19 protein-coding genes are annotated in these 26,590 nt (G+C 41.9%); 13 read left to right on the top strand and 6 right to left on the bottom strand.

Annotated elements, in window-relative coordinates; all coding sequences use genetic code 11:
• The first annotated feature begins 196 nt into the window (after nt 1–196).
• Nucleotides 197–865: a glutathione S-transferase gene (locus ACERC6_RS00410; RefSeq protein ID WP_284674484.1), complete on the top strand. Its 669-nt coding sequence runs from the start codon at nt 197–199 to the stop codon at nt 863–865.
• Between the two features lie 73 nt (nt 866–938).
• Here ACERC6_RS00410 and ACERC6_RS00405 read toward each other — a convergent pair whose 3' ends face one another.
• Nucleotides 939–3,038 (bottom strand): DNA primase, encoded by a 2,100-nt coding sequence (locus tag ACERC6_RS00405; protein WP_373627280.1) that lies wholly within the window; start codon nt 3,036–3,038, stop codon nt 939–941.
• Nucleotides 3,039–3,156: 118 nt separating this feature from the next.
• Nucleotides 3,157–4,137, bottom strand: a complete 981-nt coding sequence (locus tag ACERC6_RS00400; protein WP_373627279.1) for an outer membrane protein assembly factor BamD — start codon at nt 4,135–4,137, stop codon at nt 3,157–3,159.
• Nucleotides 4,138–4,338: 201 nt separating this feature from the next.
• Here ACERC6_RS00400 and ACERC6_RS00395 point away from each other — a divergent pair, with 201 nt between their 5' ends.
• A complete protein-coding gene (locus ACERC6_RS00395) occupies nt 4,339–5,349 on the top strand; it encodes an RluA family pseudouridine synthase (RefSeq protein ID WP_373627278.1) in 1,011 nt (336 codons plus the stop codon).
• Between the two features lie 8 nt (nt 5,350–5,357).
• Nucleotides 5,358–6,209: a polyphenol oxidase family protein gene (locus ACERC6_RS00390; protein ID WP_373627277.1), complete on the top strand. Its 852-nt coding sequence runs from the start codon at nt 5,358–5,360 to the stop codon at nt 6,207–6,209.
• A 67-nt stretch (nt 6,210–6,276) separates the two neighbouring features.
• On the opposite strand, the gene ACERC6_RS00385 is transcribed toward ACERC6_RS00390, so the two are convergent.
• Both ACERC6_RS00385 and ACERC6_RS00380 read right to left on the bottom strand, forming a co-directional pair.
• The gene (locus ACERC6_RS00385) at nt 6,277–6,546 is read right to left on the bottom strand and encodes a lipoprotein (protein ID WP_284674488.1); all 270 of its coding nucleotides are present in this window, start codon (nt 6,544–6,546) and stop codon (nt 6,277–6,279) included.
• A gap of 190 nt (nt 6,547–6,736) precedes the next feature.
• Nucleotides 6,737–7,483, bottom strand: coding sequence for a hypothetical protein (locus ACERC6_RS00380; protein ID WP_373627276.1), 747 nt, complete (start codon nt 7,481–7,483; stop codon nt 6,737–6,739).
• Between the two features lie 303 nt (nt 7,484–7,786).
• On the opposite strand from ACERC6_RS00380, the gene hrpA reads away from it, so the two are divergent.
• From hrpA to prfA, 4 genes are all read left to right on the top strand, one after another.
• A complete protein-coding gene (gene hrpA, locus ACERC6_RS00375; protein ID WP_373627274.1) occupies nt 7,787–11,956 on the top strand; it encodes an ATP-dependent RNA helicase HrpA in 4,170 nt (1,389 codons plus the stop codon).
• A 154-nt stretch (nt 11,957–12,110) separates the two neighbouring features.
• Nucleotides 12,111–13,256, top strand: a complete 1,146-nt coding sequence (locus tag ACERC6_RS00370; RefSeq protein ID WP_284674492.1) for a beta-ketoacyl-ACP synthase III — start codon at nt 12,111–12,113, stop codon at nt 13,254–13,256.
• A gap of 234 nt (nt 13,257–13,490) precedes the next feature.
• A complete protein-coding gene (gene trmA / locus ACERC6_RS00365; RefSeq protein WP_373627273.1) occupies nt 13,491–14,603 on the top strand; it encodes a tRNA (uridine(54)-C5)-methyltransferase TrmA in 1,113 nt (370 codons plus the stop codon).
• Nucleotides 14,604–14,672: 69 nt separating this feature from the next.
• Entirely contained in the window at nt 14,673–15,749 is a 1,077-nt protein-coding gene (gene prfA / locus ACERC6_RS00360; protein WP_373627270.1) for a peptide chain release factor 1, read from the top strand.
• Between the two features lie 20 nt (nt 15,750–15,769).
• On the opposite strand, the gene ACERC6_RS00355 is transcribed toward prfA, so the two are convergent.
• The gene (locus ACERC6_RS00355) at nt 15,770–15,892 is read right to left on the bottom strand and encodes a hypothetical protein (RefSeq protein ID WP_373627269.1); all 123 of its coding nucleotides are present in this window, start codon (nt 15,890–15,892) and stop codon (nt 15,770–15,772) included.
• Between the two features lie 199 nt (nt 15,893–16,091).
• On the opposite strand from ACERC6_RS00355, the gene lysS reads away from it, so the two are divergent.
• The 6 genes from lysS to ACERC6_RS00325 all read left to right on the top strand — a co-directional run bounded on the left by lysS (nt 16,092) and on the right by ACERC6_RS00325 (nt 25,177).
• On the top strand, nt 16,092–17,618 hold the full coding sequence (gene lysS, locus ACERC6_RS00350; protein ID WP_373627268.1) for a lysine--tRNA ligase: 1,527 nt from the start codon (nt 16,092–16,094) through the stop codon (nt 17,616–17,618).
• 141 nt (nt 17,619–17,759) lie between these two features.
• Nucleotides 17,760–19,769 carry a DNA polymerase III subunit gamma/tau gene (dnaX, locus tag ACERC6_RS00345; RefSeq protein WP_373627265.1) on the top strand — a complete coding sequence of 670 codons (2,010 nt, stop codon included), beginning with the start codon at nt 17,760–17,762 and terminating at the stop codon, nt 19,767–19,769.
• Nucleotides 19,770–19,837: 68 nt separating this feature from the next.
• Nucleotides 19,838–20,710 carry a LysR family transcriptional regulator gene (locus ACERC6_RS00340; protein ID WP_373627264.1) on the top strand — a complete coding sequence of 291 codons (873 nt, stop codon included), beginning with the start codon at nt 19,838–19,840 and terminating at the stop codon, nt 20,708–20,710.
• 177 nt (nt 20,711–20,887) lie between these two features.
• Entirely contained in the window at nt 20,888–23,254 is a 2,367-nt protein-coding gene (locus ACERC6_RS00335; RefSeq protein WP_373627263.1) for a hypothetical protein, read from the top strand.
• A 41-nt stretch (nt 23,255–23,295) separates the two neighbouring features.
• Nucleotides 23,296–24,972, top strand: a complete 1,677-nt coding sequence (locus ACERC6_RS00330) for a hypothetical protein (protein WP_373627262.1) — start codon at nt 23,296–23,298, stop codon at nt 24,970–24,972.
• Between the two features lies 1 nt (nt 24,973).
• Complete coding sequence (locus ACERC6_RS00325; RefSeq protein ID WP_373627261.1) at nt 24,974–25,177, top strand: hypothetical protein; 204 nt, start codon at nt 24,974–24,976, stop codon at nt 25,175–25,177.
• A gap of 60 nt (nt 25,178–25,237) precedes the next feature.
• On the opposite strand, the gene accC is transcribed toward ACERC6_RS00325, so the two are convergent.
• On the bottom strand, nt 25,238–26,590 hold the full coding sequence (gene accC, locus ACERC6_RS00320) for an acetyl-CoA carboxylase biotin carboxylase subunit (RefSeq protein WP_373627259.1): 1,353 nt from the start codon (nt 26,588–26,590) through the stop codon (nt 25,238–25,240).

Raw genomic sequence — 26,590 nt, 5'->3', positions numbered from 1 at the left:
AAGGCGGATTGATGTTCGTCTTTTTTGTTTGTAATTTTGTTTTCAACACCATTAACCATAGGGTGTATTAACAACCAACTGTTTGAGTGTTTGCTTTATTTTGAGTATCTTTGGTGGTCTATGTATTTTGAAAACAACCAATCAGTAACGAATCAACTACAACAACCTACACAATAACCTTAAATTAAGAGGTATTATGCTGACTTTGCATCATCTAAACCATTCTCGCTCTTTTCGTATTTTGTGGCTACTGTGTGAATTACAGGCGGTATATCATACGCCATTTAATATCATCGTTCATGAACGCAATAAAAATTTTCTTGCACCCAAACAGATGCGAAAAATTCACCCTATGGGTAAAGCACCCATATTGGTGGATGAGGCTCGTCATAAAACCTTGGTGGAATCAGGTTTCATCATTGAGTATCTTTTGAAATATTATGACAATGATTGTCATTTTTTGCCCAATGAGGAGGCATGGGAAGACTATGCCTTTTGGCTGCATTTTGGTGAAAGCTCAATGATGCCACCTTTGGTGATGGATTTGGTGATGACTAAAGTAGCCACCAAATCCCCTGTATTGATACGCCCTGTTGCCAAAGCGATTGCCAATAAAATCAAGCACTTGATGATTAAAGACAGTATCTATGATTGCTTTTCTTTGTTAAATCATCATCTGGCAGATAAAGATTGGGTGGCTCATCGTTTTACAGGGGCAGATATTCAGGTGTATTTTGCTGTTAAAGCCCTACAAAGTCGTGGCGGTTTGGTTCAATTTCAGCACTTACAAGACTACCTAAGACGCTGTGAAAGTCGCTGTGCTTATCAAAGGGCGGTGGAGCAGGGCGGGGAGCTATTCAGCTAATAAAAATGACAATAAAGAGTGGGTTATGTCTGGTTATTTGATGTGCCATACAACCTAATGTTTGATAAAATATTCAACAAGGTGAAACAGATTTTTTATCCAAAGCTGTAGCAAGTTTGTCTTTTTGTATTTTATCCCATTGGTTTAGTGCCAGTAGACGGCGTTTATAAATTTCAGATAAGATGATGTGCTTGCTTTGTTCATGTTGCTGTTTAAAAGTTTCCATGAGCATCTGACTTAATAGCTCGTTGGCAAGAGCGGTAATGCCGTCGTGCGACTGCTCGCCCATTTGTCTAAAGAACTCTGCCCAATGATTTGCTAACAGCTCTCTGGTATCTGCTGATAAACTCGCCATGATAAAGTGTGCCTGCTCATTGATGGCGTGCATATCAGCGGTAGGAATAAGGGGGCGAATAATGTCTCTTTGCGATAGTTTGACAAGATTCATAATAATATCGGTTAGTTCCGTCAATGTATCATCGCCCAGACTTCGCCAAGTGGGTAGGGGTGGCAGATGTAGCTGATGCTGTTCAAGTCTATCAATAAAATCCACATGCACATCAATCACGCCTGCTTGTGTCAAAATATGTGCTAATGGATCATCTGCTACAATGTGTGGTGCGTATAGTAGGCATAGGTATAGCAGTAGGTTATCATTGGTGGAATGCTGATAATTGGCCTTATCAATAGAGTGTCTTTCGCCTGTTTTTTTTGCCCCCAATCTTTGATAAATGTCGTTGTTTAGCCACCATTTAAAACTTGACCCCTTAGGGAATTTGGCAGTCAGCTCTTTTAAAGTTGCCATGGCGGCAGCTTTATTTTCAGGATACCTTACATCGTAGCGACTACTTAGCACACCAAACACATAATCAGAAGTGCTCATTGCCCCATCAATCTCATCTTTCATGGCATCAGCACCATGTGCTTTGATATAGGTATCTGGGTCGTGATTGTCAGGCAAGGTTAAAAATTTGAGCTGTTTGCCGTCAGCAAGTACAGGGGCTGCCACTTCTAAGGCACGCCAAGCGGCACGCTGTCCTGCACCATCGCCATCAAAGCACATGGTTAGTGTATCGTTGTATTTGAGTAGGCTTGCGATTTGACCTTCGTTGGCGGCTGTTCCCATCGGTGCAACCGCACCATAGATGCCTGCTTGATGCAAGGCGATGACATCCATGTAACCTTCAACCATGATATAATTGTTTGCTCGAGCCTGACGAGCTTCGTATAGACCGTACAACACAAACTGCTTTTGAAAAACAGGCGATTCTGATGAATTGATGTATTTTGGCATCTCATCACCAAGCGAACGCCCTGCAAAACCTACCACTCGTCCTTGCTTATCCTTAATGGGAAATATCACTCTGTCTCGTAATAGGTTAAAATCTCGCCCTTTTTGGGAGGTGCGAACCAAACCAAGCAGTCTTAATCCTTCAATATCATGCGGAAAATTTTCTTCTAGGTGTTGCCAGCCTGAGGGTGCGTAGCCCAGTTCAAATGTGGCAATGGTCTCATGACTTAGCCCTCGAGAGGCAAAATATGCCATTGCTGATGGTGTATTGTGCAGTTGGTGCTGATAATAACGACAGATATTGCCTAGCAGAATGTACAAGTCGCCTTGTTCATCTGTTTCTTGTGGTGTATTAAGGCTTTGATGGGCTTGGTATGGGTCATATTGCTCATACATTGCATGAAGTTCTTGCCCATCATGCCAAGCGAATTCATCATCACGATGAGATAAATCATATACACCTAATGCCTGCTCATGGGGTTGGCTAGGCAAGATTGCCATACTGCCACTGGGCATTGGCAAAGCAGAAGGGGTTTGGGCTGGTTTTTTGTTGGTTTTTTTATATTTGATGGATTGGTCAAAAGTCTCATCTTTGGGTAAATCAATGCCAGTCTGTTCAGACAAAGCATTGACTGCCTCCATGAAGCTCATGCGTTCAAAATCTTTTAAAAAAGTAACAGGGTTGCCCTTAGCACCGCAACCAAAGCAATAATACAGATTGGATTCAGGGTTTACATAAAATGATGGTGTTTTTTCGCCATGAAAAGGGCAACAGCCCTTGAACTCACGCCCTGCAGGTTTTAGGGTTGTATGACGGCGTATCATGCCCACAAGGTCGGCTTGACTGTTGATTTGCTCAATAATAGACTCTGGAATACGCATACACCACCTAAAATGACAATCAATCCCATAGTTGCTATGGGATTGATATGATTTATCTAGCCATATTTGACCATTTTTGCTTGCCTGTTTATTTGCAAGGTTTAAGCGTGAATGGGTGTTATTGTGCCAAGCTGTCGGCATCTGAGGGCAGTGCCAAATTTACCGCTTGACGAATCAGCTGTGTGCGTGTCTCGCCTGTGTAATCACTACTGGCTTGCTCAAATTTATCTTTGCTTTGCCCAAGTTTACCAAAGCTAATCATTGACAAGGTTCGCTTGCCCCATGATGTTGCTGCTTGATTTGGCAGACGCACGCCACCTTGATTGTCTAGATACTGTGGGTAATTGATTTGTAGTAGAGTTTTGTACTGATTGGCAGTATCAGTCATACCAAGCTTATGATAGCTGTACGCCATGATGGCGATTGCTTCAGGAGTCGCCTCTGATTGTGGGTAATATTGAAATACCCATTTGGCACGGTTGGCAGCGGCAAGATAAGCATCACGCTTAATGTACCAACGAGCTGCTGTCAGCTCATGTTCAGCGAAGTCATTATATAGGGCAATCATACGCTGAGCGGCGTCTGGGGTGTATGGGCTGTTTGGGTAGTTGCTGACTAAGGCTTGAAAATCACGAAATGCCAAACGCAACCAAGAAGTATCACGCTGAGACTGATCCATTTTAAATAGACGAGATGCCTTTGGCGAGCCACCCATGTGTGTTACACCTTGTGTGTACAGTGCATAGTCAATGTGGCGACTGATTGGATACGCTTTGATGAACTCCTCAGTACTTTGTGTTACCGCTTCAAAGTCATTGGCTTGATATTGAGCATACATTAAATCAAGTAACGCTGATTCTGCATAGCGACTGGTTGGATAAAAAGTGCGAATGTTATTTAATGCAGTGATGGCCTCACGATAGCGTTTGTTTGTCAAAGCGTCTTGGGCATCTTGATAGTACTCAACAGCAGACTTCTCTGCGGTAGCGACCACCTGCTCTTTTTTGCCAACAGCATTTTTTAATGTGGTACAGCCACTAACGGCAATACTGCCTGTGATAAGTGCTGCCAATAGTTTTAATTGTAGTGATGATTTCATAATGTCCTCGTGTCTGTATTGTATTAAGTGCAAATGACAATTTTTTCATAAATTTGGGCTAGTTTACCACAATTTTCAATAAAAAAAACCCATCATTACTTTTCGCCATCATTTTACTAACAAAATCTTAGAAAAATCACAAGAAAAAAAAGCATAAATATGCTAAAGTATTTAGTCATTTTTTAATTGCAAGCAACCACCATGACCACCACCGCCATGTCGCCTGATACCGATGGCGAATTTGAGTTTGATGATCATCAGCCACAAAAACGCATTGAGCTTAGCCATACCGTCTGTGAAAATGAACTAGGCATGAGATTAGATAAGCTAACAGCCATCGTGTTTGCCGACTTTTCACGCATGCAGCTACAGACATTCATTGAAAGCAAGCAACTGCTTGTCAATGACACCCTTCAAAAGCCAAAATATCGTGTCAAGTTGGGCGATGTGTTGCATCTTAGTGCCGTCATTGAGGATCATTCTAGCGATTTTCCAGAGAATATCGCCATTGAGGCGGTTTATGAAGATGATGAAGTGATTGTCATTAATAAGCCTGCCGGCATGGTTGTGCATCCAGGTGCAGGGAATCGAACAGGCACACTTGTCAATGCTTTATTGTATCATTATCCCGATAACGCCCATCTACCTAGGGCGGGGTTGGTGCACCGCATCGATAAAGATACAACAGGATTATTGGTTGTCGCTCGTACCAAGCCCACACAACTACACTTAATTGATCAGCTCAAGGATAAGAGTGTCTATCGCCACTACCAATGTATCTGCCAAGGCGTACCAAGCGATATTTTGCGTCATAGTACCATTGACCTTCCTATCGCTAGGCATCCGACACAGCGTACCAAGATGGCGGTACGAGATGGTGGCAAGCCTGCCATGACGCACATTATTAAGGCAACGGCATTAAACGACAGATATAGCCTGCTTGATGTTACCCTAAAAACAGGACGCACGCATCAAATCCGTGTGCATTTGTCGCATTTGGGCTTTGCTTTAGTGGGGGATAAGGTCTATGGTCAGCCCATCAAATCAGGTCTGTCTGATGAATGTCGCCAAGCCATAAAAAACTTCACTCGTCAGGCATTACATGCCTATAGGCTTGGTTTTATTCACCCAAAAACAAGAGAAGCAATGCAGTTTTATGCCCCATTGCCTAGCGACATGACCGACCTGATTGATACCTTAATGCAGCAGTAGCAAACACCATGACCACCTACGCCACAGGCACAGCATACAGCGACCCAGTACTTATCCTACACCATACACCACAAATTTTGGTGGTACAAAGCACGGCAGGAGCGTTTGAGAAATTCGCCAAAGATGACATTTATGGGCAGTTTAACCTCGCCTTGCATGTCAAAGATGACCCTAAACAGGTTTTGTCCCATCGTGCGACTTTTTTGAGAATATTAAAAGAGTATGGTGTGCATACCATTCATTGGCTTAATCAGACGCACAGCGATGTTGTGGTAAATGTTGATGAATGTTCGCCATCTATCCATGCTAGATGTGCTGATGCACTGATCGGTACACAGATAGGGCAAGCACTTGCCATCATGACGGCAGATTGTGTACCGATTGTGATTTTTGGCGATGATAAGCATAATGACAACCAGACACCTATCGCCTGTGTGCATGCAGGCTGGCAGGGGTTGACTAACGGCATCATTAAAAATACGCTCTCTTGTATGCGACAAAAACAACCGCATCTAACCTACCGTGCCATTATTGGTGCTCATATTCGCCAGTCATCTTATCAAATCACTCGCACGCTTGGTAATGGCATCATTACAAGCATACATCAAAAACAGCTCACTGCCTTTGATATTGATACTTTATATCACACCATCATCAAAGATAGTACCGATGATGACAAATGCCTAATTGATCTAAACAGGCTTGCTCAATTACAGCTAAGTCATTTGGGGGTTGAGGTCATAGGTGGCGATGTGCCATGTACTTATCAAGACCCACGCTTTTATTCATACCGTGCCCAGACCCACGCCAATAAGCCATCAACAGGACGAATGGCGATGGTGGTGGTTAAGCTGATTTGACAATAATCTAAAACAACCGATTATTGGACAGTTTAAATCAACAATCCACTTAAGCAAGGCACTTGCATCAAAACCAGCTTTCTAATAGATAAAACTTGGTCAAGCCGGTGTATTTTTTAGCATCAGACTTATTTTTGATGAGTGAATTTGTTGGACTTAACATCAATGGTTGGTCGCCTGCCATCACATGGGAGTTGTCAAGCATGGCTTGTTGAGTGGCATTGGGCTTTAGAGTAACAGGAAGGGGGCTTCTGGTTACTTGAATGTGCTGACATCCTGTTAATACCAAAACAGTCAAGATTGCCAATAATATCCGAACAATAGCCATGTGTTTCATCTTGTGCCTTTTGATTGGGATTGGCGATATGGGCTAAATGGGCTGAAAAGTACGCTAAGTTTGGCTGTGCCAAAAAGCATGGGTGCGATAAGTGGTTTGGTATTAGCCATAGATAAAATCCTAGCAGATGCGTTTTGTTTTGATGAAATCACTGTGGTTGATATATATTTCATGGTTATCGCTAAACAAGCTAAGGCATACCAACCGCCCCTAATATTACCGTCATTGTCTTGGTCAGCCCTGCAACTTCACTAAATGGGGCGGCATCATAAATGGCGGCAATCGCATTAGAAGCCAACGCTTGGTCGTCGCCCACCACCTTAACTTGGGTAACATTACCCACTTCATCAAGATGTATGGTCAGTTTGATTTGTTGATCGCCAATGTTAGCATATCGCTCCCATGCCTGTATCATGCGTGCGGTTGCTTGTATGGAGGCTTGTTTGGCATCTTGACCACTTGGGGGTTGATTGATGTGGGTTGTCTGATTATGCTGGGCGGTGTCATCTTGAGTGCCATCAAAAAGCTGTGCATCATCAAAAGTGGCAGTATTCATCTCTTTGTGTATATCATCATGCTCGGTGGCAATCTTATTATCTATCTTCTGCGGATTTTGCCAAGTATTTGCCATCTTGGGCGGTGATGACCTAAGTCTTGATTGCCTATCCTTATGATGATGAGTGGTTTTTTGTTGATGGGAGGTCGCATGGCGTTGGTTGATTTGTACGGCTTGGTTATTGGACAGGATTTGAGCTTTTAGCACACTAATGGTTGGCTTAGTATCCATTATTGACCGAATAACATTCTTATTGGATAAAACAACAACAATCACAAACATATGCACAACCACCACCATCAAGACGATGACAAGCACCCATAATGGTCTGATGGGTTGAGCTTGACTGGTTGAAGATTGGGAGATGTTCATATCAATCATAAAAAAATACCGCTTACATATCTTAGCATAATTTTTTACTACATTTTTTATTACATTTAAAAAACAGTCTTAAAAATGCTATTTTTTTATTAGTCATTTTACGTCATCTTGTACCCAATCCTGCCAATCTTACCAGACAAGTTTGCACACAAGATAAAAGTGCATTACAATAATCATTTTAAGTAGCCAAACTGCCACTTTATATTCATCATTATTTAATATAGCAACCATAAAACATAGCCATCATTGAGCATCACTGTATTTGATGCCACTATTTCATTCACAGTTCATCAATCACACCTTATGAATCCATCATCCATATTAAGCAAAGACCGTCATTATCTATATCGTTTAGCCCAAGAAATCAAAAACACACATGGCGATGATCAGTCTGCCAAACAAGCCAGATATGACGAAATATTAAACCGTTCCCATGTTGCTTTTTTAAAAAGACAATCCGCCATTCCCAAAAATTTGGACGAACTTTTAAATCATGATCTGCCTGTTACCAAAGAAGCAGATATGCTCATTAACGCCATCAAGGACAATCAGGTCATCATCGTAGCAGGGGAGACAGGCTCAGGCAAGACCACGCAGTTGCCAAAACTTGCCATGCTTGCCGGTCGTGGTATCGCAGGGCAAATCGGACACACACAACCACGCCGTCTAGCCGCTCGCTCGGTGGCAAGTCGCATTGCAGAGGAGTTGGGCGAGCCTTTAGGGCAGACCGTGAGTTTTAAAGTGCGGTTTACCGAAGAGGGTGGTCAACACAGCATTGTCAAGCTAATGACAGATGGCATCTTGCTAGCTGAACTTGGCTCGGACAGATTTTTGACTCGATACGATACCATCATCATTGACGAAGCACATGAACGCAGTCTTAATATTGATTTTATTTTGGGTTATTTAAAGAGTCTGCTCCCCAAACGACCAGATTTGAAAGTCATCATCACTTCTGCCACGCTAGATACTGAGCGGTTTGCCAATTACTTTGCCAAAGAGGGCAAGCCTGCACCTGTATTTAGTGTAGAAGGCAGAAGCTACCCTGTGGAGATACGCTATCGTCCTTTGACAGACCAGATTGTTCTAAGTCATGATGACGATGCCTTTGATGAGATAGAAGATGCCCTACCTCGAGCTTTGACAGCAGCGGTTGCTGAGTGTTTTGACGATGCTACCAAAAAAGGACATTCTCACCAAGCCGATATACTAATCTTTGCCAGTACTGAAGCACAGATTCGTGAGCTTGGTGAAATTTTGACCACTCATGCACCGCCACATACCGAGATTTTACCGCTATTTGCTCGCCAAAGTTTTGCTGAACAGCAAAGAATCTTTCACCACACAGGCAAAGGGCGACGCATCATCATCGCCACCAATGTCGCTGAGACCGCTCTTACTGTCCCTAATATTCGTTATGTGATTGATTTGGGTTTTGCACGCATCAGCCGCTATAATTATCGTTCTCGTATTCAAAGACTGCCCATTGAGGCCGTCAGTCAGGCTGCCGCCAACCAAAGAGCAGGTCGATGCGGTCGTATTGGTCATGGCGTGTGTATTCGTCTGTATTCTGAAGAGGATTTTTATGCTCGTTTAGAATTTACTGAGCCTGAGATTTTGCGTACTAATTTAGCCAGTGTGATTTTGCAGATGACTCGGTTAAATCTAGGTGATGTGGCAGAGTTTGATTTTATTACACCGCCTGATTTTCGCCTTGTCAATGACGGCAAAAAACTACTCCTTGAGCTTGGGGCAATTACTGATACTTCCACAAAAACCGCCATCAAAAAACGCAAGTCCACACCGACCAAGCTGACCAAGATAGGTCAAATTATGGCAAAAATGCCCATCGATCCAAGACTTGCTAGAATGCTCATTGCTGGCAATCATTTTGATTGTTTGGCGGATATGCTCATCATTGTCTCTGCACTTGCGGTACAAGATGTGCGTGAAAGACCGATTAACAAACAATCGCAAGCCGACCAAAAGCACGCCTTGTTCCGCCGTGAACATTCAGATTTTTTGTTTTATTTAGAGCTTTATCAGGCATTGTTTGGACTGCATGAGACCAGTGACCATCAGTTACTAAGTACCAATGCACGCCGTAATTTTGCCAAAAAACATTATCTTAGCTTTACTCGTATCCGTGAATGGCAAAAGACGCATGAACAGTTGTCATCTATGATGGCAGAATTGGGCTTTGAAATTAAGCCGGCGCAAGCCGAGCTGAAGGCTAGTGGTAACGACAGCATAACCAAGATTGACACCAAAAAAGGCGTTAGACTATCTTTGGATAAAAATAAAAAGCACAAAAAATCCAAACAAGCCGTTAGTCTATCCGCCCTAAAAGGCATCAGTAAGCAAGGCATACTTGACCAAACCGCCCTAGATTACTCCAATATTCATCGAGCTTTATTAACCGCCTTATTGTCTTTTGTGGCACACAAAACTGATGTCATGGGAGAGTATCTCATGGCTCGTAGCCAAAAAGCACGCATATTTCCAGCTTCCACTTTGCACAAAAAAGGTGTGGACTGGCTTATGGCGTTTGAGGTGGTGGAAACTTCTCAGGTCTATATGCGATGCAATGCCAAGATTGAACCTGAATGGATCGTGGCGGCGGCAGACGGTTTGTTAAAATATCATTATTTTGAGCCACATTGGTCAAAAAAAGTAGGGCGAGTGCGTGCTTATATGCAAATCAGTCTTTTCGGGCTTGTTATTGTTGCCAAAGAGCTGACCAATTATGAGCCTGTAGATATCGAGCATGCACGAGAGATTTTCATTCGTGATGCACTTGTGGGGGATAATTACGGTTTTAATGCCAAATTTCTTAGCCACAATACCGCTAAAATCAAAGATGTTGAACGCATTGAGGATAAGTTGCGTCGCCGAGATTTATTGGTTGATGAAGAAAGGCTTTATCAATTTTATGATGAAAAAATCCCAAAACACATCGCCAGTCGCAAGGCTTTTGAAGAATTTTATCATGAAAAAGCCAATGACGACCCAAACTATCTATTCTTTGGTGATGACGATGTTCTCACTCAAAGCATTGATACCAATCAGGATTTTCCAGAAACATGGCAAATGGGCACAATCAAGCTACCATTGTCTTATGTATTTGACCCAAGCTCCGATGATGATGGCGTAACGGTGCGAGTACCCATTAAGGCACTATCCCAGATTGATTCAGTTGCACTGCTTTGGGGGATTGCAGGGTGGCGATATGAGTTGGTACTACAGCTGTTAAAGACCTTACCCAAAGAGCTACGCCGTCAAATCGTTCCCATTCCTGATACTACGGATAAGATTTTTGACCAGTTAAACGCTGATGGCAGAACAGGACTTCTTGACCAGATTTGTCAAAACCTGATAAGACTGGGCGTGCGTGTTGTGCCTGCCGACTTTGATCCTAGTAAAGTGGATAATTACCTACGACCGCTCATCTGTGTGGTTGATGACAAAAACCATGTCATTGAAAAAAGCCGAGATTTGGCACGATTAAAAGCACGCCATACCACAACCATTCGCCAAGAAGTGATGGTGGAAGAAGGGTTGCATCATGATTTTCCTGAGCATTTTAATTTTGTGAGAAATAAGCACAGTGCTGGCGTGGTCATGCAAGAATTTTCAGCACTAAAAGCCGATAAAACAGGCGTGGCGGTATCCATCGCCCAGTTTACTGAGTTAAAGTCAGCACTCAATACGCATCAAGCAGGCGTGCTATCGCTTATTAAAGCCAAACTAGGTGCCAAACAAAAACAACTCACAGGACAGATTGATAAAGCATTTAAGCTGTCATTTGCACCGCTTGGCGACCTTGAGAAGCTAAAAACTTTGGTCGTTGATGCAACCTTGCAAGCATGCCTTCATGACCATGCTCCTGCCTTTATGGATGATAGCCAAAGTGTCCGTGAGCATATTGACGCACTCATTGATGATGAGACTGCATGGCTGTCAGAACATTTGCCTTTTAACAAGACAGAATTTGATTTAACTAAAGACAAATTACTAACAGAGTTTTTATTAACAGGGCAGTCCACTTTAAAGACCTTAAAAGACATCTACATCAGTTGGCAGAGTGCTCGAGGCAAGCTACTCATGCTTGATCGTGAGATTTTTGGTGAGAGTATTGAAGATATCGAGGATCAGCTAGATGATTTGAGTTTGTCTGATTTTATCTATCGTACCGATGTGGGTCATTGGCGAGAATACCCCCGCTACTTACAAGCACTTAATATTCGCCTAGATAGATTGGCACACAACCTAGATGCCGACCTTGATGGGGTATATCTGCTTGATGTACACATGGAACGCCTTGCCAATCGAGTACACGACCCCAAGGTAAGCGACTATCGTTGGGCGGTAGAAGAGTATCGCATCAATCTATTTGCCCAACCCATGAAAACTAAGTTTGCCATTTCAGAAAAACGCCTAGAAAAACTATGGGTCAGTCTAAATACAAAGTAGCAGGGCAAAAAATACATCATGGGTGAAAAAATGTTCACTAATTTTTGAAAAGTTGTGATAAAATTTTACAACTGGTTACATTTTTTATGGTAAACTAAATCATCATAAGTCATAAGTACGACTGATTAACAAATCGTGTAAATAAGGATAATCTATGGCAATTTATCTAACCGCCACAGGACTACATAAACCAAAAGATAAAATCACCAATGAAGAGTTGGTGTCAGCATTTAACGCCTATGTAGATAACTACAACCGTGATAATGCCACCGCCATTGAAGCAGGCGACAAGACCGCTTTACAGCATTCATCTGCCGAGTTCATTGAAAAGGCTTCTGGCATCAAATCCCGCTATGTCATTGACAAAAAAGGCATCTTAGACCCAAACATCATGGCGCCAATTTTCCCTGCTAGAAAGTTGGGTGAGGAGCTGTCTATCATGGCAGAGATGGGGGTGGATGCGTTAAAGCAGGCTTTAGATAATGCAGGGCTTAAAGCAGAGGATTTGGACGGTATTATCTGTGCTTGTTCAAATTTTCAGCGTGTCTATCCTGCCATCGCCATTGAAATCCAAAATGCTGTTGGCATGACTGGTGGTTTTGCTTTTGATACCAATGTGGCGTGCAGTGCAGCGACCTTTGGCATTGCCCAAGCTACTGGCATGATTAAAGCAGGCTTGGCTAAGCGTGTGGCAGTGGTCAATGTTGAGATTACTTCCGCTCACCTTAACTGGCGTAATCGTGATAGCCACTTTATTTTTGGCGATATCGCAGCAGCGACCATCATTGAACAAAGTGATACACCAAAAGGCTATGAGATCCTAGATTGCAAGCTGTTCACGCAGTTCTCTACCAACATCAAGAATGAATATGGCTTTATGGATAGAAGTGAGTACTTGGCATCTGGGGAAGAGATGCATCACGATATTAAAGAGCCCGTAACGGACAAGTTGTTTTTGCAAGAAGGACGCAAAGTGTTCCGTGAAGTCTGCCCAAAGGTCTCTGAAATCATCAGTACACATTTGGCGGAAAACCAGATTGCAAGTGAGCAGGTCAAACGCCTATGGCTACATCAAGCCAATATTAACATGATTGATTTGATTTTACGCACTGTGATGGGTAAAGATGCTGACAAAAACATTGCACCAATTGCCATCACCGAATATGGCAACACCAGTTCAGCAAGCCCAATGATTGCCTTTCATGAACATCAAGATGGTGTAAGTTCTGGTGATTTGGGTGTCATTTGCTCGTTTGGGGCAGGCTATTCCATCGGTTCGGTCATTGTTAAAAAAATCTAACCCACCACTTTTAAGATAGCTTGTCTAAAACAGCTCACTACGAATAACACACCCCAATCGCTATACAGCTGTTGGGGTGTGTTATTCGTCAGTGTCTTCACACCCCATCATACTGCCCATTTTTAGGGGTGTAATCAGTATACAAAGGATACCCACGACTTAAACCGGAATGTTTTGGCATATCAGCTATCATCTGTTATAATGCTTAGTTATTCAAAAACAAGCCATATAGCAATGACAAAACACCAACAAGACGACTATCAAGCCCAGCTATCTGCCAAAATTCAGCGTATTGAACAGCAGTTTAGCACTTTTAATCCACCTGTTTTGCAGGTTTATCCATCGCCTATCAGTCATTTTCGCTTTCGGGCAGAATTTCGTATTTGGCATGATGAAGATGACCTGTTTTATGCCATGTTTGATAGACAAGAAAATGGCACAAAAACTGTCGTGCGTATCAATGATTTTGCCATTGTAAGTGCTGATATTAACGCACTCATGCCTGTGTTATTAGAAAAATTAAAGCAAAACCAATCTCTTAGCCAACGCTTGTTTGAGGCTCATTTCTTAAATACCTTAAGCGGTGAAATGCTTGTTACTTTAATTTATCATAAAAAATTAGATGAAAATTGGCAGGTATTGGCAAATACGCTGGCAGATGAATTAAACATTAAACTCATCGGTAGAAGTCGTGGACAAAAGATTGTATTGTCTGATGAATTTGTTACCGAAAAAATGACGGTTAAAATCAAGGAAAATGATACTGACTTTTTTTATCGTCAAATAGAAGGGGGGTTTAGTCAGCCTAACGCTTATGTCTGTCGTGATATGCTAAACTTTGCTTGTGATGTGGCAGAGTGTATTGACGGCAACAAGGACTTATTGGAATTATATTGTGGCAATGGTAATTTTACTTTGCCTTTATCCAAATACTTTAATAGAGTGCTTGCCACTGAATTGGCAAAATCTTCGGTCAATGCCGCCAAATGGGCAATCAAACATAACAATATTGATAATATTGCTATCGCCAGATTGTCAGCAGAAGAGTTTAGTGAGGCATGCACAGGTCAAAGAGAATTTCGTCGGTTGAGTGAAAGTGGCATTGATATTAAAGATTATGATTTTAATACAGTATTTGTAGATCCGCCAAGAGCAGGGATTGATGATGATACCTTAAAGATTTTGGCGGAGTTTGACAACATTATTTATATCTCGTGCAATCCTGATACTTTATTTGATAATTTGCAATTTTTAACCCAAACCCATCAAATCAAACGCCTTGCTTTATTTGATCAATTCCCCTATACACATCATATAGAAAGTGGCGTTTGGTTGGTTAGACGCTAAAATCATTGGCAATAATCCCTAAATTATGGCAGAATAAACAGTTTTTAGACATTAATCATTGATAAAAATATGAAAGAATCCCTACGCCAACGCCTAGATCAAATGTCGGATAGATTTGAAGAGGTTACGGCACTTTTATCCGACCCTGATACCATTTCTGATAACAAGAAGTTTCGTGCTTTATCGGTGGAGCATAGCGACCTGTCCGAGCTTGTGGCACTTTGGCAATCTTTTATCCAGTGTGAAAGCGATCTCCAGATCGCTCAAGAAATGCTTGCTGACCCTGATATGAAAGAGCTTGCCCAAGAGGAAATTACCACCGCCAGAGCTAAAATTGATGAGCTTACCGAAACTTTAAATGTATCAATGTTGCCCAAAGACCCCAATGACAAGGCAACGGCATTTTTGGAGATTCGTGCAGGCACAGGTGGGGACGAGGCGGCCATATTTTCGGGCGATTTATTTCGTATGTATCAAAAATACGCTCAATCACAAGGCTGGCAAGTGGAAGTGTTATCCGCCAATGAAGGTGAACACGGTGGTTATAAAGAAATCATCAGTCGTGTGTCGGGTGCAGGCGTGTATGGACGGCTTAAGTTTGAGTCTGGGGCACATCGTGTTCAGCGAGTTCCAGAGACCGAATCTCAAGGGCGAGTACATACTTCAGCGTGTACCGTAGCGGTAATGCCTGAGGTAGAGATTGATGATATGGTTGAGATCAATCCTGCCGATTTACGCATTGATACTTATCGTTCAAGTGGTGCAGGTGGTCAGCATGTCAATACCACAGACTCTGCGGTGCGTATTACTCACATTCCTACAGGTGTGGTGGCAGAATGCCAACAAGAACGCTCACAGCATGCCAATAAAGACAAAGCGATGAAAATGCTCATTGCGAAAATCCAACAAGCCAAAGTTCAGGCTCAAATTGACCAAACCAGCGACATGAGACGAAACCTAGTCGGCTCTGGCGATAGAAGTGAACGCATTCGTACTTATAACTTCCCACAAGGGCGAATCACGGATCATCGCATTAATCTCACCCTCTACAAGCTAGATGCCATCATGGAAGGGGATTTGGGTGAACTGCTTGATAGCTTGCTAAGAGAGCATCAAGCAGATTTGATGGCGAGTGTATCAGGGTAGTTTATTTAGGGTGATGATTCTTAGTCATTGATACAAAAACTATCCCAAACATGACTGTCAGAAAAATCCCAAAACCAATCAAAGTAGGTAACAGATACCGTATCCAAACCATGATAAATGGTAAGCGGTACTCTAAGTTGCATAATGTACTTGCTAAGGTGTTTGCTTTTATAGTAATAGATAATAGCAAAACAACCAATGTTTAAAAAACTGTGATAAACTTTTGCGTGCTGTAAAAACACAAATTTTTAATCTTATTTTATTTAACCACTGATGAAAAATCTTAATATATCCTTATGATTTTATCATCAAATAATAGGTACTTTTATAAAGGTTTTAATTATGTCAAACCAATCTCAAACCCCTGAACAACCAATCAGCGAAAATGATTTAATTGCAGGGCGACTCGCCAAATTACAAGTACTAGAAAATAAAGCTAAGGAAGTTGGTAAAACCGCTTATCCAAATACCTTTAAGCGTAAAGACTATGCTCAGGATTTACAGACTCAATTTGAAGGCGTAGATAAACAAGCCATTGAAGATGGCGAAAAGGTCTATGCCAAAGTCGCAGGGCGAGTCATGCTGAATCGTGGGTCGTTCATTGTCATTCAAGACATGACAGGACGCATTCAGCTGTATGTGGATAGAAAAGGATTAGGTGGCGAAACACTAGATTTAATCAAATCACTTGATTTGGGCGATATTGTTGCAGGGAGTGGCTATATTGGTCGTTCTGGTAAAGGTGATTTGTACATTCATTTGGAGCAGTTTGAGCTACTGACCAAATCTTTACGCCCCTTGCCTGATAAATTTCACGGACTTAATGACACCGAAGTCAAATATCGCCAAAGATATTTGGATCTCATGGTCAATGAAGAGACACGCAAAACTTTTGAAATTCGTTCAAAAGTCGTGGCGGGCATTCGTGATTATCTAACCAAAGAAAGCTATATGGAAGTAGAAACGCCAATGATGCACATTATTCCTGGTGGTGCATCTGCCAAGCCGTTTATTACCCATCATAATGCTTTGGATATGGATTTATATCTACGCATCGCTCCAGAGCTGTATTTAAAACGCTTGGTTGTTGGTGGATTTGAGCGAGTATTTGAGATTAATCGTAATTTTAGAAATGAAGGCGTATCCACTCGCCACAACCCTGAATTTACGATGATTGAATTTTATGAAGCCTATGCTGATTATAAAGATTTGATGGCATTGACTGAAAATATGCTAGAAAAATTGGCAACTGATATTCTAGGTACGACCGATGTTCCTTATGGCGATGAAGTATTTAGCTTTAAAGCCCCATTTGCCAAAATCCCAATGAGTGAGGCGATTTTAAAATACAACCCAAACTTATCATTGGAAAATATCAACGACCGTGAGTTCTTGGCAGATTTTGTAAAAAATACGCTAAAAGAAGAGGTTAAGCCCTCTTTTGGACTGGGTAAACTTCAAACAATCGTCTTTGAAGAAACGGTAGAAACACAGCTAAGACAGCCGACTTTCATTACCGAATACCCAGCAGAAACTTCGCCATTGGCTCGCCGTAATGATGATGATCCACACATTACTGACCGTTTTGAGTTTTTTATTGGCGGACGAGAATTGGCAAATGGTTTTTCAGAGTTAAACGACCCTATTGATCAAGCCGAACGCTTTCGTGCCCAAGTCGCCGAAAAAGATGCAGGCGATGATGAAGCAATGCACTATGACGCCGATTTCATTGAAGCCTTAGAATATGGCTTACCGCCAACAGCCGGTGAAGGCATTGGTATTGACCGCCTTGTGATGATTTTTGCCAACGCTCCAAGTATTCGTGATGTCATTTTGTTTCCGCACATGAGACATAAACAAGAGAGCTGATCGATTGACTTACTTTGGAATCGGTTTACATTTTATCTAAATAAGGCATATGCCACAAGACAGCCTAAATATTAGCTGTTATACTAGCTATGCATCACTTGGCGTCTTTTAGTTGTGGTGTCATCTGCACACGAGAATCGTATGAGCGAGCAATATCAAGTCTTAGCAAGAAAATACCGTCCAAAAAACTTTGCTCAAATGATAGGGCAGACGCACATCACGCATGCCCTAACCAATGCCATTGATACAGGTCGGTTGCATCATGCTTATCTGTTTACAGGCACTCGTGGGGTAGGTAAGACAACCATCGCTAGGATTTTGGCAAAATGTCTCAATTGCGAAACAGGTATCACAAGTCAGCCTTGCGGGGTGTGTGATACTTGTGTGAGTGTGGATAATGGACGATTTATTGACCTAATAGAAATTGATGCCGCTAGCCGAACCAAAGTTGAAGACACCAGAGACCTGCTTGAAAATGTGCCTTACGCACCCACTCAAGGACGCTATAAGGTCTATCTGATTGATGAAGTGCATATGCTCTCAACGCACTCTTTTAATGCACTATTAAAGACATTAGAAGAGCCACCTGAACATGTTAAGTTTATCCTAGCAACGACCGACCCCCAAAAACTACCCATCACCATCGTATCCCGCTGCCTACAATTTGTGTTGCGTCCGATGTCTCAAGCATTGCTACATGAGCATCTAAGTGGCATCTTAAATACTGAACGCATTGACTTTGATGAGAATGCCGTTTGGCAACTGGCTAGCTCCGCTAAAGGCTCGGTGCGTGATGCATTATCCTTAACTGACCAAGCCATTGCCTTTGGTGGCGGTCGTCTCAATGCTGATACAGTCGCACAAATGCTAGGGCTTGTTGATGGGCTTGATGTGATATCGCTGATTGACGATATTTATACCGACAGACGCCAACAGGTTGCACAGCATATCACTCGTTTGCGTGAGCAGATGGTTGATGCAGTGGCAGTACTTGATGCCATCATTGATGGACTGCATGAGCTTGCCTTGATACAATTTTTGCCATTACAGATGGATAAAAATCAAGAGCAAAGACGAGCATTTTTAAACCTATCCCAAAAAATCTCTGCCGATACTCTGCAACTGTATTATGAGATTGCCATCAAAACTCGTGAATCAGTCCGCCTTGCTAGCACGCCAATGCAGGCACTTGAAATGGGGATTTTAAGACTTCTGGCGTTTCGTCCGCTACACACCCACCAAACCTTTTCCAATCAAACCACCACCAACGAAATCAATGTGGCTGATACAACCGCTGATGTAGCCGAACAAGCCGATAACCATACAGATGGCAATACGAATGATAATATCAACAATCATGCCATAGACAACCATGCCACCGAAGAGATGTCTGATGGTGTTGATGTAACGCATACACAAAAGGTAAGCATAGAGCCACAGATGAGTCATTACCCATCAAATGATAATGATGAGATGGCTTGCCAAGAACTAGATTTGCAACCTAAAGAGATTCAAGGGGTTCAAAGCCTAACAGATGATATTTTAACCAATGATGACTCAATCTTGGATACAGACTTGCAAAGTACTGCGGATACCAAGCACGCCCATCAAGATAGCTTACCATCTGATGTACTAGCCAATCATACAAATGAGCCAATAGAGCTGACCAATAAAGCCAGCTTGATTCAAAAATTACACGCACCAAAAGCTGAGCTGACGGGTGAATGGGATGCACAAAAGTGGGACTATTGGTTATTTTTAGCACGCCAAGAGGGCATTTTTGATAATGATGAGTTGGCGTTATTACATCATAGCCGAATGATGGGGAGTATTGACAATGTCAGTACATTATATGTACAAAGTAATAACGCACAAGTTGATACCAGCTTTGCTTCTGCTAAAGAGAAAATCGCTCGTCATTTTCCAGATATGCAACTTAGCGATGAACTGCCTTCGTTGACGGATAATGACAAACACAGCACGCCATATGTTTTACAACAAGAGCGTGTAGCAGATGTACTCATTGATGCTCAAAACCAAATTATCCAAAGTCCTGTTGTGCAGCAACTGTGGCAACTTGGTTTCATCCAAAATGACAAAAACCCCATCATCGTAAGCACCAAGCTCACTTTGGATCATTCTACTAAATAACAGATGTAGAGATTTAGCAACAAAAAGGGCGTCTTGTTTCAACCAATATCAATAACAAAAAGGTGTTTATGTTAGATAATTTGCGTAGTATGGCGATTTTTGCTAGCGTGGCTCGCCATGGGTCATTTAGCAGTGCTGCCAAGGAATTGGGCATTACCACCAGTGCGGTCAGTCAGCAGATTCGTACGCTTGAGACGGACTTGGGCGTAACGCTCATGCATCGCTCTACTCGCAAGCTGAGTCTAAGCGAGGCAGGTGAAAGCCTGTATCATGCCGCCTTGCAGATGATGAAAGCTGCCGAGCAGGGCAAAGAAAATGTCCTACAATTAAAAGATGAAATCTCAGGCAATTTGCGTATTGCTACCTCGCCTGTCATCGCCAGCAATTACCTCATTCCCGCACTAAACTCATGGCTAAAAACACATGAAAATCTAGCACTCAATATCATTTGTCGTGGCAATAATCTTGATATGATAGAAGACCGCATTGATTTTGCGTTATTGCTAGAAGAAAGTCCTCAAGGTGTTAGCTTGACCAAACTAAAACAGCTACTACTTGCTTCGCCAAGTTATCTAGACAAGCATTCAGCCATCAGTGTACCAAAAGACCTATCCACACACGCTTTTATTACCAATGATGAAAGACTCTATGATAACCTAGAGTTTCAAAAAGCTCATGATAAATTTAGCATCAAAGTATCATCACGCCTCATCAGCAACGACCAAACCGTTGCTCTAGAACTTGCCGCATCAGGCTATGGCATTGTCAAGGCAAGCGAGCTTGATGCCAAGCCATTTATTCTATCTGGTAGACTTGTTCCTGTGTTGACTGAATACTCACTACCATCACTAACTTTAAGTGCAGTATCCATCTCCAAAGAACAGTTGCCCGCCAAAGCCAAAAAGTGCCTTGAGGTTTTGTTGGATTATTTTGGTAAATAATTTAGTAAAATCATTGGATTGATGTGGTTATCCTATTTTTAAGGCAAATAGGCGATTAGTTTTGTGGTGATTTTGTGATGATGGGGCTATTTTTCACAAAGATATAAAATATCTCTGATGCCAAGAGAGCTTTTTAGTATAATAAAATTCATTAGTTTATAAAATAAGGAAATAATCATGAAAAAATCAACCAAGCCCACCTTGAAGCTAGGTGTTGTCTTGATTGGTGCATTGATGTTAAGTGCTTGCCAAAGCACGCCTAGCACTCAGCCTAGTAGCTTAGCTAAGACCAATTGGGCATACAGTCAGATGCATGGAAATGCTTTAGAGTTATTCAGCGATGAGCAATCGCCTGCCACCATCAGTAAAAATAAGCTAACCAATGCCCTAAAAAACCACCTACAATCAGATCGTTTCGCCTTATCTACCATTCATTCTAGAGCCATGCCTATGGTTGGTAAAGACAGTGTCAATCATGGTGCTGATACACTAACAGCTAGCATTCTAAAGACCTACACATACCAAAATCAAAATAAATACCAGCCTGCATATCGCTCGTATGATGACTACTTGACGGAGGAAGTATTGGGTGGTTTGCGTTATGATGATGAGGTATTGGGGAGAATTCCTGAAGGCATTACCACCCAAAGTCATGACGCTGATGATGTTAGTCGTGCACTTATTGAGCAAGGTGCTTTTGTGCAGAGCTTGGCTTATCAGCTACAAGAAGATGTTGCTGATATCTCCTTGTCGCTTGATGACTTGATTGAAAAAGACCCTACGATTACCACCAATAACGCCGAAGTAAAACAACTGCTCGAACAGTTGGATGTCGCCATCAAAGATTTTGACACCCAAAGTCAGCCGTTGTATGGCAAAGGTGGCTATATTGCTGAAGACTTGGCATATGCCAAAAGCTGTGCAATGATGTACAACACCACCATTAGACAGGCTTTATCACCAAACCGTCAAATCCAATCCTATGCTGATGAGCAATATGATTATTATGATTTGGTCTATAAAAATTATCATGATTGTAGTGAAGTGATTACATTAAATGCCAATCTATCGCCCAGCTTTTATATCATGCAATCAATAACAAAAGACGATTTGGATTTTTTGGTGCAAGAAAAACAGTGCCATCTGAATAAATACCGCACCATACAGTCGTTACTGAATTCAGGAAAGGGTCATCATAATGACGCAGAAGCATTCGCACAGGCATACATTGACAACATTAACTGTCTAGATGTTGCCTTGCATGACAGATATGATGAGTATCAGCCATCACAGATGACAACACTGCATGACGCCATTAGACATAGTGCCGAGCAATACCATCATCCAGAATCCAACACAGAACGCAGTCCACTCACTCAAATCAAGACGGCGTTTGATGATTACAAACGCATGAAACAAGAAGGCTTGGCAGACCAACCTGTCCTGTCATCCAAAAATTATGCGTTAGGTAACCTTCCGCCCATGCTTGTGGGGTTTTTGAGTATGTTTTTGGATAATAATAAACAGACTGACGGGCAAATATCAGCAAAAAACCTTTATGTTTATGACCGAAATGTCGTTACCGTACTTAGTCATCATCAACCACAAGCACGCCAAATCACAACGGTAGGCTCAATGGATTTTTATTCGCCAACGATGGAATACTCCATTCAGTTGCCCATACAGCTTGATTTTAATCAATCTAAACTAAAGGCTGATGTGTCTGCCATACTGCCAATCATTGCTACTAGGGCATCAAAGCATATGCCATCGCTTAGCGAGTTGCCAGAGCGGGAGATGACTTTTGCACTGCCTAATGATTTACATAAGCAGTTACCCATGCCTGTCATTTTTGATGCCATCAATCAAGGCATACTTGATACCATCAAAGAGTTAGATGATGAAAACTTCACGGCTGTTGATATCTCAAATGACAAATTTGCCAAAAAAATAGGGGCAACTTCTGCCATTAAGGTGCATTTTGATCTGCATGATTTGGGCAATGCTACAGGTGTTGTCATTAAGCATATCAGTAAAGCCCTAAAAGCCCATGTAGATGCCAATACTGCCGACTACACTGATGGTAAATCAGCTAAAATTAAGCAGGCGATTGATGATTTGGCACTCATCAATGATGGCTATCATAGCCAAGATTTGGGCAACTTAATGCAGCTCATCGAGAGCGTCTTGTCAATGAATTTGACTCAAACGAATTATTTTTATCTAGACCATCAAGGTAAGATTGTTGGTACGCAGGTCATTGAGTCGCTTAATGAGTCTTTGGAAAATGTACGCACAAAATCCATTCATCAGACACGATTTTCTAGCAAGCCATTTACACATCCGCTAAATGATAAACTTGCCAATAGTTTTAATACCAACAAAGAGTTTGATGGCACAAAGTGGCTTATTGATACGATTGAAGACGCTAAATTACAAAAAAAGGCCAAACAAGCACGCCAATCATATGAATACACTCAAGATGGTGATTATGGCGTTGTAGAAGAGATGTCTCAAGAAGCGATGGATCAATTTGACAAATAAAAAATAGCATGGTTAATATTATAAAACATCAAGGATAAGTCATGAAAAACAACCACTCATTTCAATCAGCAAAACTAGGCTCGTTGGTTCTGATGCTTAGCATGGCATTGACAGGCTGTGCTACGACGACCCAACAAAAGACGCATAGCACCCAAAGCGTGAATAATCCCAAACAAATCCTATCTGATGCGGTGCAATCACAGCTACGATCATCGTTTGGCTACCAAACCACAATTAGCGTATCACTACCGCATGATGATATGGGAAAGGCAGATGCCATTGAAATTTGTCAGCGGCAACATGATACCGCCTATATTGCGTTACTAAAATCTGCCAAAGATGATGAGTTACGCATCGCAAATGATGGTAATGTCATCAAAGAAGCCTATTTGTCTTGTCTTAATGACAACATGAGCGTCAATCACTATCAGCGTTTTGATTTTGAAAATTTTTATAAACAAAATCAATCACTTGAAACATCAGAACTTGAACAAAAATTCATCGCAGAAGTACAAGAACACGCCATGGGTCAGCAAGAAATGCTGACTGGGGTGGTTATTGCTAGCGAACCAGACCCTTTAGCCATTAAAAAATCCCAACTGCTTAATGAGTACCTAATCAAGCCTACCAAGATTACCATTACAGGCAACTATCAGCCCTTATCTGGGGTCATCACCGCCATTCCAGAAGCTCGTTATGACGCCAAAAATCTTACCCTTGCCGTTAGTCAGCCAATTTATATTGACATAAAGAACGGTGTGGTTTATCTATGGGCGGATAATATCGCCTTAATTCAAAGCCTAGCATTAGATAAACAGCTTGGTGATCAGTGGAAAGATAAGTGGCTTGCCATTCCGTTAAATGATGGTAGTCTCCCCAAGACCTTTACTCAAGATTTTATTAAATCTTATTTAAAGGCAACCAAAGAAAGTTATTTGGCACTTGATGCGACGCAGATGAGACAAGTGAACGCCCAAACTGTGCTTGATTTACCGAATTTTACTAAAAATTTAGATGTTCATACCAAAAATCTCATCAAAAACAGCAAAACCATCATTCAAAATGCTCCTGATAACAAAGGGTTGGCGTACAGTCGCTATGTTTTTGCTGATACTTTATATAATGAGCTGATAGCCAAATACCCACAGCTTGACAATCATGCAGGTTATCATGAATATGAAATCATTGATGGTGAGAGCCATGTTAATATCAGTACGCAAACTCAGCAGGCACAAGAGTCATCGCAAGAGATTCAAACAAAAAAAATTAATAGCCAAAAATTTGTCACATTGATTGTCAATATCTTAAAATCTCAAATCAATCATTACTATCATGTCAAGCTACCCAATCAAGATGACTACACCAAAGAGCCACCGGTGTGGCACTATGGTATTGACAATGGCAAAATCAGTTGGATACACAACCGCAAACAGTTTGGACTGGTTAATCAAATTCAACAGCTCACTAAAGCTCCGATGAGTGATAAGCCCATCTTTATTGACACATTGACGCTCATAGAGTCAGGGGTTAAATACAACTTTGACCGCCTGCCAAATCATGCACGCACCCCAAACACTGCCAATAGCATTGATGTGCTTGCCTATGCCAATGAATTTGTTGAAAACTTTGCAAGCAACAACCCTTATCTACCCATCATGCATAATGGCTGGATTGAGACTCCAACACAAACAGATGATACAGAAAATGCAACGCCGTAATATGACAAAACGACTTAGAGTCAGATGCAAGGTGCGTCCTGCTAAATTGCAAACCCATCGCTTGCGTCATGCCACAAGTCAAAAACAGCTTGCTATCAAACGCCGTTGCCGTCGTCTGTGGCGATTTGCTTGTACTAAGGTAATGTTGTCATTAAGGGTGCAAGCTATAGAGAATAAATCCAAAACAACAAACAAAGAACCATAAAAAAGGGTGGATATTCACCCTTTTTTATGGTTCTTTGTTTAATATTCTAGAAACTTTGAATCACTTGGTTTGTTTTGGAGCAAGTAGATGATTTTCTAGATAATGGATATTTTGTGCTTCATTGACGAATGCTTCATCTTGCAAAATCACATCACGATGTAAAGGTACATTTGTCTTGATGCCTTCAATGATTAGCTCATCTAATGCGTGCAATGTCTTAGCGATGGCTTGACTTCGTGTCTGAGCATGGCAGATGAGCTTACCAATCAAAGAATCATAATAACTTGGAATATTATATCCTTGATATAAATGCGAATCAAAACGCACGCCTGAACCACTTGGGGTAAAGAGATTTTCTATCTTACCAGGGCAGGGCATGAAAGTTGATGGGTCTTCTGCATTGATACGGCATTCAATGGCGTGCCCACGAATGGTAATTTCATCTTGATGATAAGACAAACCATAACCTGCAGCGATTTTTAACTGCTCAACCACAATGTCAATACCTGTAATCATCTCAGTAACAGGATGCTCTACTTGCACACGAGTGTTCATCTCAATAAAGAAAAACTGGTCATCTTCATATAAGAATTCAAAAGTGCCTGCACCACGATACTTAATTTGTTCGCAAGCACGTACACACGCATCTAAAATGGGTTGCCTAATGTCGTTAGGAATGCCTGGGGCAGGGGCTTCTTCTAGAACTTTTTGATGACGGCGTTGCAATGAGCAATCACGATCAAACAGATGTAAGGCATTGCCATTGCCGTCCCCCAAAACCTGCACCTCAACATGGCGTGGGTTTTTTAAGAATCTCTCCATGTACACCGTGTCATCACCAAAAGCACTTTCCGCTTCGGCTTTGGCAGCTTGCACTTGGTTGATGAGTTCCTCAAACCTTTCTACCACACGCATACCACGACCGCCACCGCCAGCTGCTGCTTTGACAATGAGTGGAAAACCGATGTTTTTGGCTTGTTCTTCGGCATTGTGTAGAGTAATCGCCCCAACAGAGCCTGGTACTGTTGGTACACCTGCTTTTTTCATGGCATTGATGGCAGAAACTTTATTGCCCATTAGGCGGATGTGGTCAGCATGAGGACCTACAAAGGTTAAGCCTGCTTCTTCAACTTTTTCAGCAAATTCAGCGTTCTCGGATAAAAACCCATAGCCAGGATGAATGGCGTCAGCACCTGTAACCTCAGCTGCAGAGAGCAGGGCGTTCATGTCTAGGTAGCTTTGTGATGATGGAGCATTACCAATACAGACCGCCTCATCAACGAAACGCAAGTGCATCAAATCTTTATCAGCGGTAGAATATACGCCGACAGTTGAGATGCCAAGCTGCTTACACGCACGCACGATACGCAGGGCAATCTCGCCACGGTTTGCAATCAATAATTTTTTAATCAT

It is taken from the genome of Moraxella sp. E33BD, assembly GCF_041807865.1.
GTDB lineage: Bacteria > Pseudomonadota > Gammaproteobacteria > Pseudomonadales > Moraxellaceae > Moraxella > Moraxella haemolytica.
This window is presented reverse-complemented; position numbering and strand designations above follow the sequence as displayed.

Coding starts and splice junctions, on each gene's coding strand:
- ACERC6_RS00325 (WP_373627261.1), top strand. CDS start 24,974: ATGACAAAACGACTTAGAGTCAGATGCAAGGTGCGTCCTGCTAAATTG.
- ACERC6_RS00380 (WP_373627276.1), bottom strand. CDS start 7,483: ATGATTGATATGAACATCTCCCAATCTTCAACCAGTCAAGCTCAACCC.
- hrpA (WP_373627274.1), top strand. CDS start 7,787: ATGAATCCATCATCCATATTAAGCAAAGACCGTCATTATCTATATCGT.
- ACERC6_RS00405 (WP_373627280.1), bottom strand. CDS start 3,038: ATGCGTATTCCAGAGTCTATTATTGAGCAAATCAACAGTCAAGCCGAC.
- ACERC6_RS00395 (WP_373627278.1), top strand. CDS start 4,339: ATGACCACCACCGCCATGTCGCCTGATACCGATGGCGAATTTGAGTTT.
- ACERC6_RS00330 (WP_373627262.1), top strand. CDS start 23,296: ATGAAAAACAACCACTCATTTCAATCAGCAAAACTAGGCTCGTTGGTT.
- ACERC6_RS00385 (WP_284674488.1), bottom strand. CDS start 6,546: ATGAAACACATGGCTATTGTTCGGATATTATTGGCAATCTTGACTGTT.
- ACERC6_RS00335 (WP_373627263.1), top strand. CDS start 20,888: ATGAAAAAATCAACCAAGCCCACCTTGAAGCTAGGTGTTGTCTTGATT.
- accC (WP_373627259.1), bottom strand. CDS start 26,590: ATGATTAAAAAATTATTGATTGCAAACCGTGGCGAGATTGCCCTGCGT.
- ACERC6_RS00370 (WP_284674492.1), top strand. CDS start 12,111: ATGGCAATTTATCTAACCGCCACAGGACTACATAAACCAAAAGATAAA.
- dnaX (WP_373627265.1), top strand. CDS start 17,760: ATGAGCGAGCAATATCAAGTCTTAGCAAGAAAATACCGTCCAAAAAAC.
- ACERC6_RS00410 (WP_284674484.1), top strand. CDS start 197: ATGCTGACTTTGCATCATCTAAACCATTCTCGCTCTTTTCGTATTTTG.
- ACERC6_RS00400 (WP_373627279.1), bottom strand. CDS start 4,137: ATGAAATCATCACTACAATTAAAACTATTGGCAGCACTTATCACAGGC.
- prfA (WP_373627270.1), top strand. CDS start 14,673: ATGAAAGAATCCCTACGCCAACGCCTAGATCAAATGTCGGATAGATTT.
- lysS (WP_373627268.1), top strand. CDS start 16,092: ATGTCAAACCAATCTCAAACCCCTGAACAACCAATCAGCGAAAATGAT.
- trmA (WP_373627273.1), top strand. CDS start 13,491: ATGACAAAACACCAACAAGACGACTATCAAGCCCAGCTATCTGCCAAA.
- ACERC6_RS00340 (WP_373627264.1), top strand. CDS start 19,838: ATGTTAGATAATTTGCGTAGTATGGCGATTTTTGCTAGCGTGGCTCGC.
- ACERC6_RS00355 (WP_373627269.1), bottom strand. CDS start 15,892: ATGCAACTTAGAGTACCGCTTACCATTTATCATGGTTTGGATACGGTA.
- ACERC6_RS00390 (WP_373627277.1), top strand. CDS start 5,358: ATGACCACCTACGCCACAGGCACAGCATACAGCGACCCAGTACTTATC.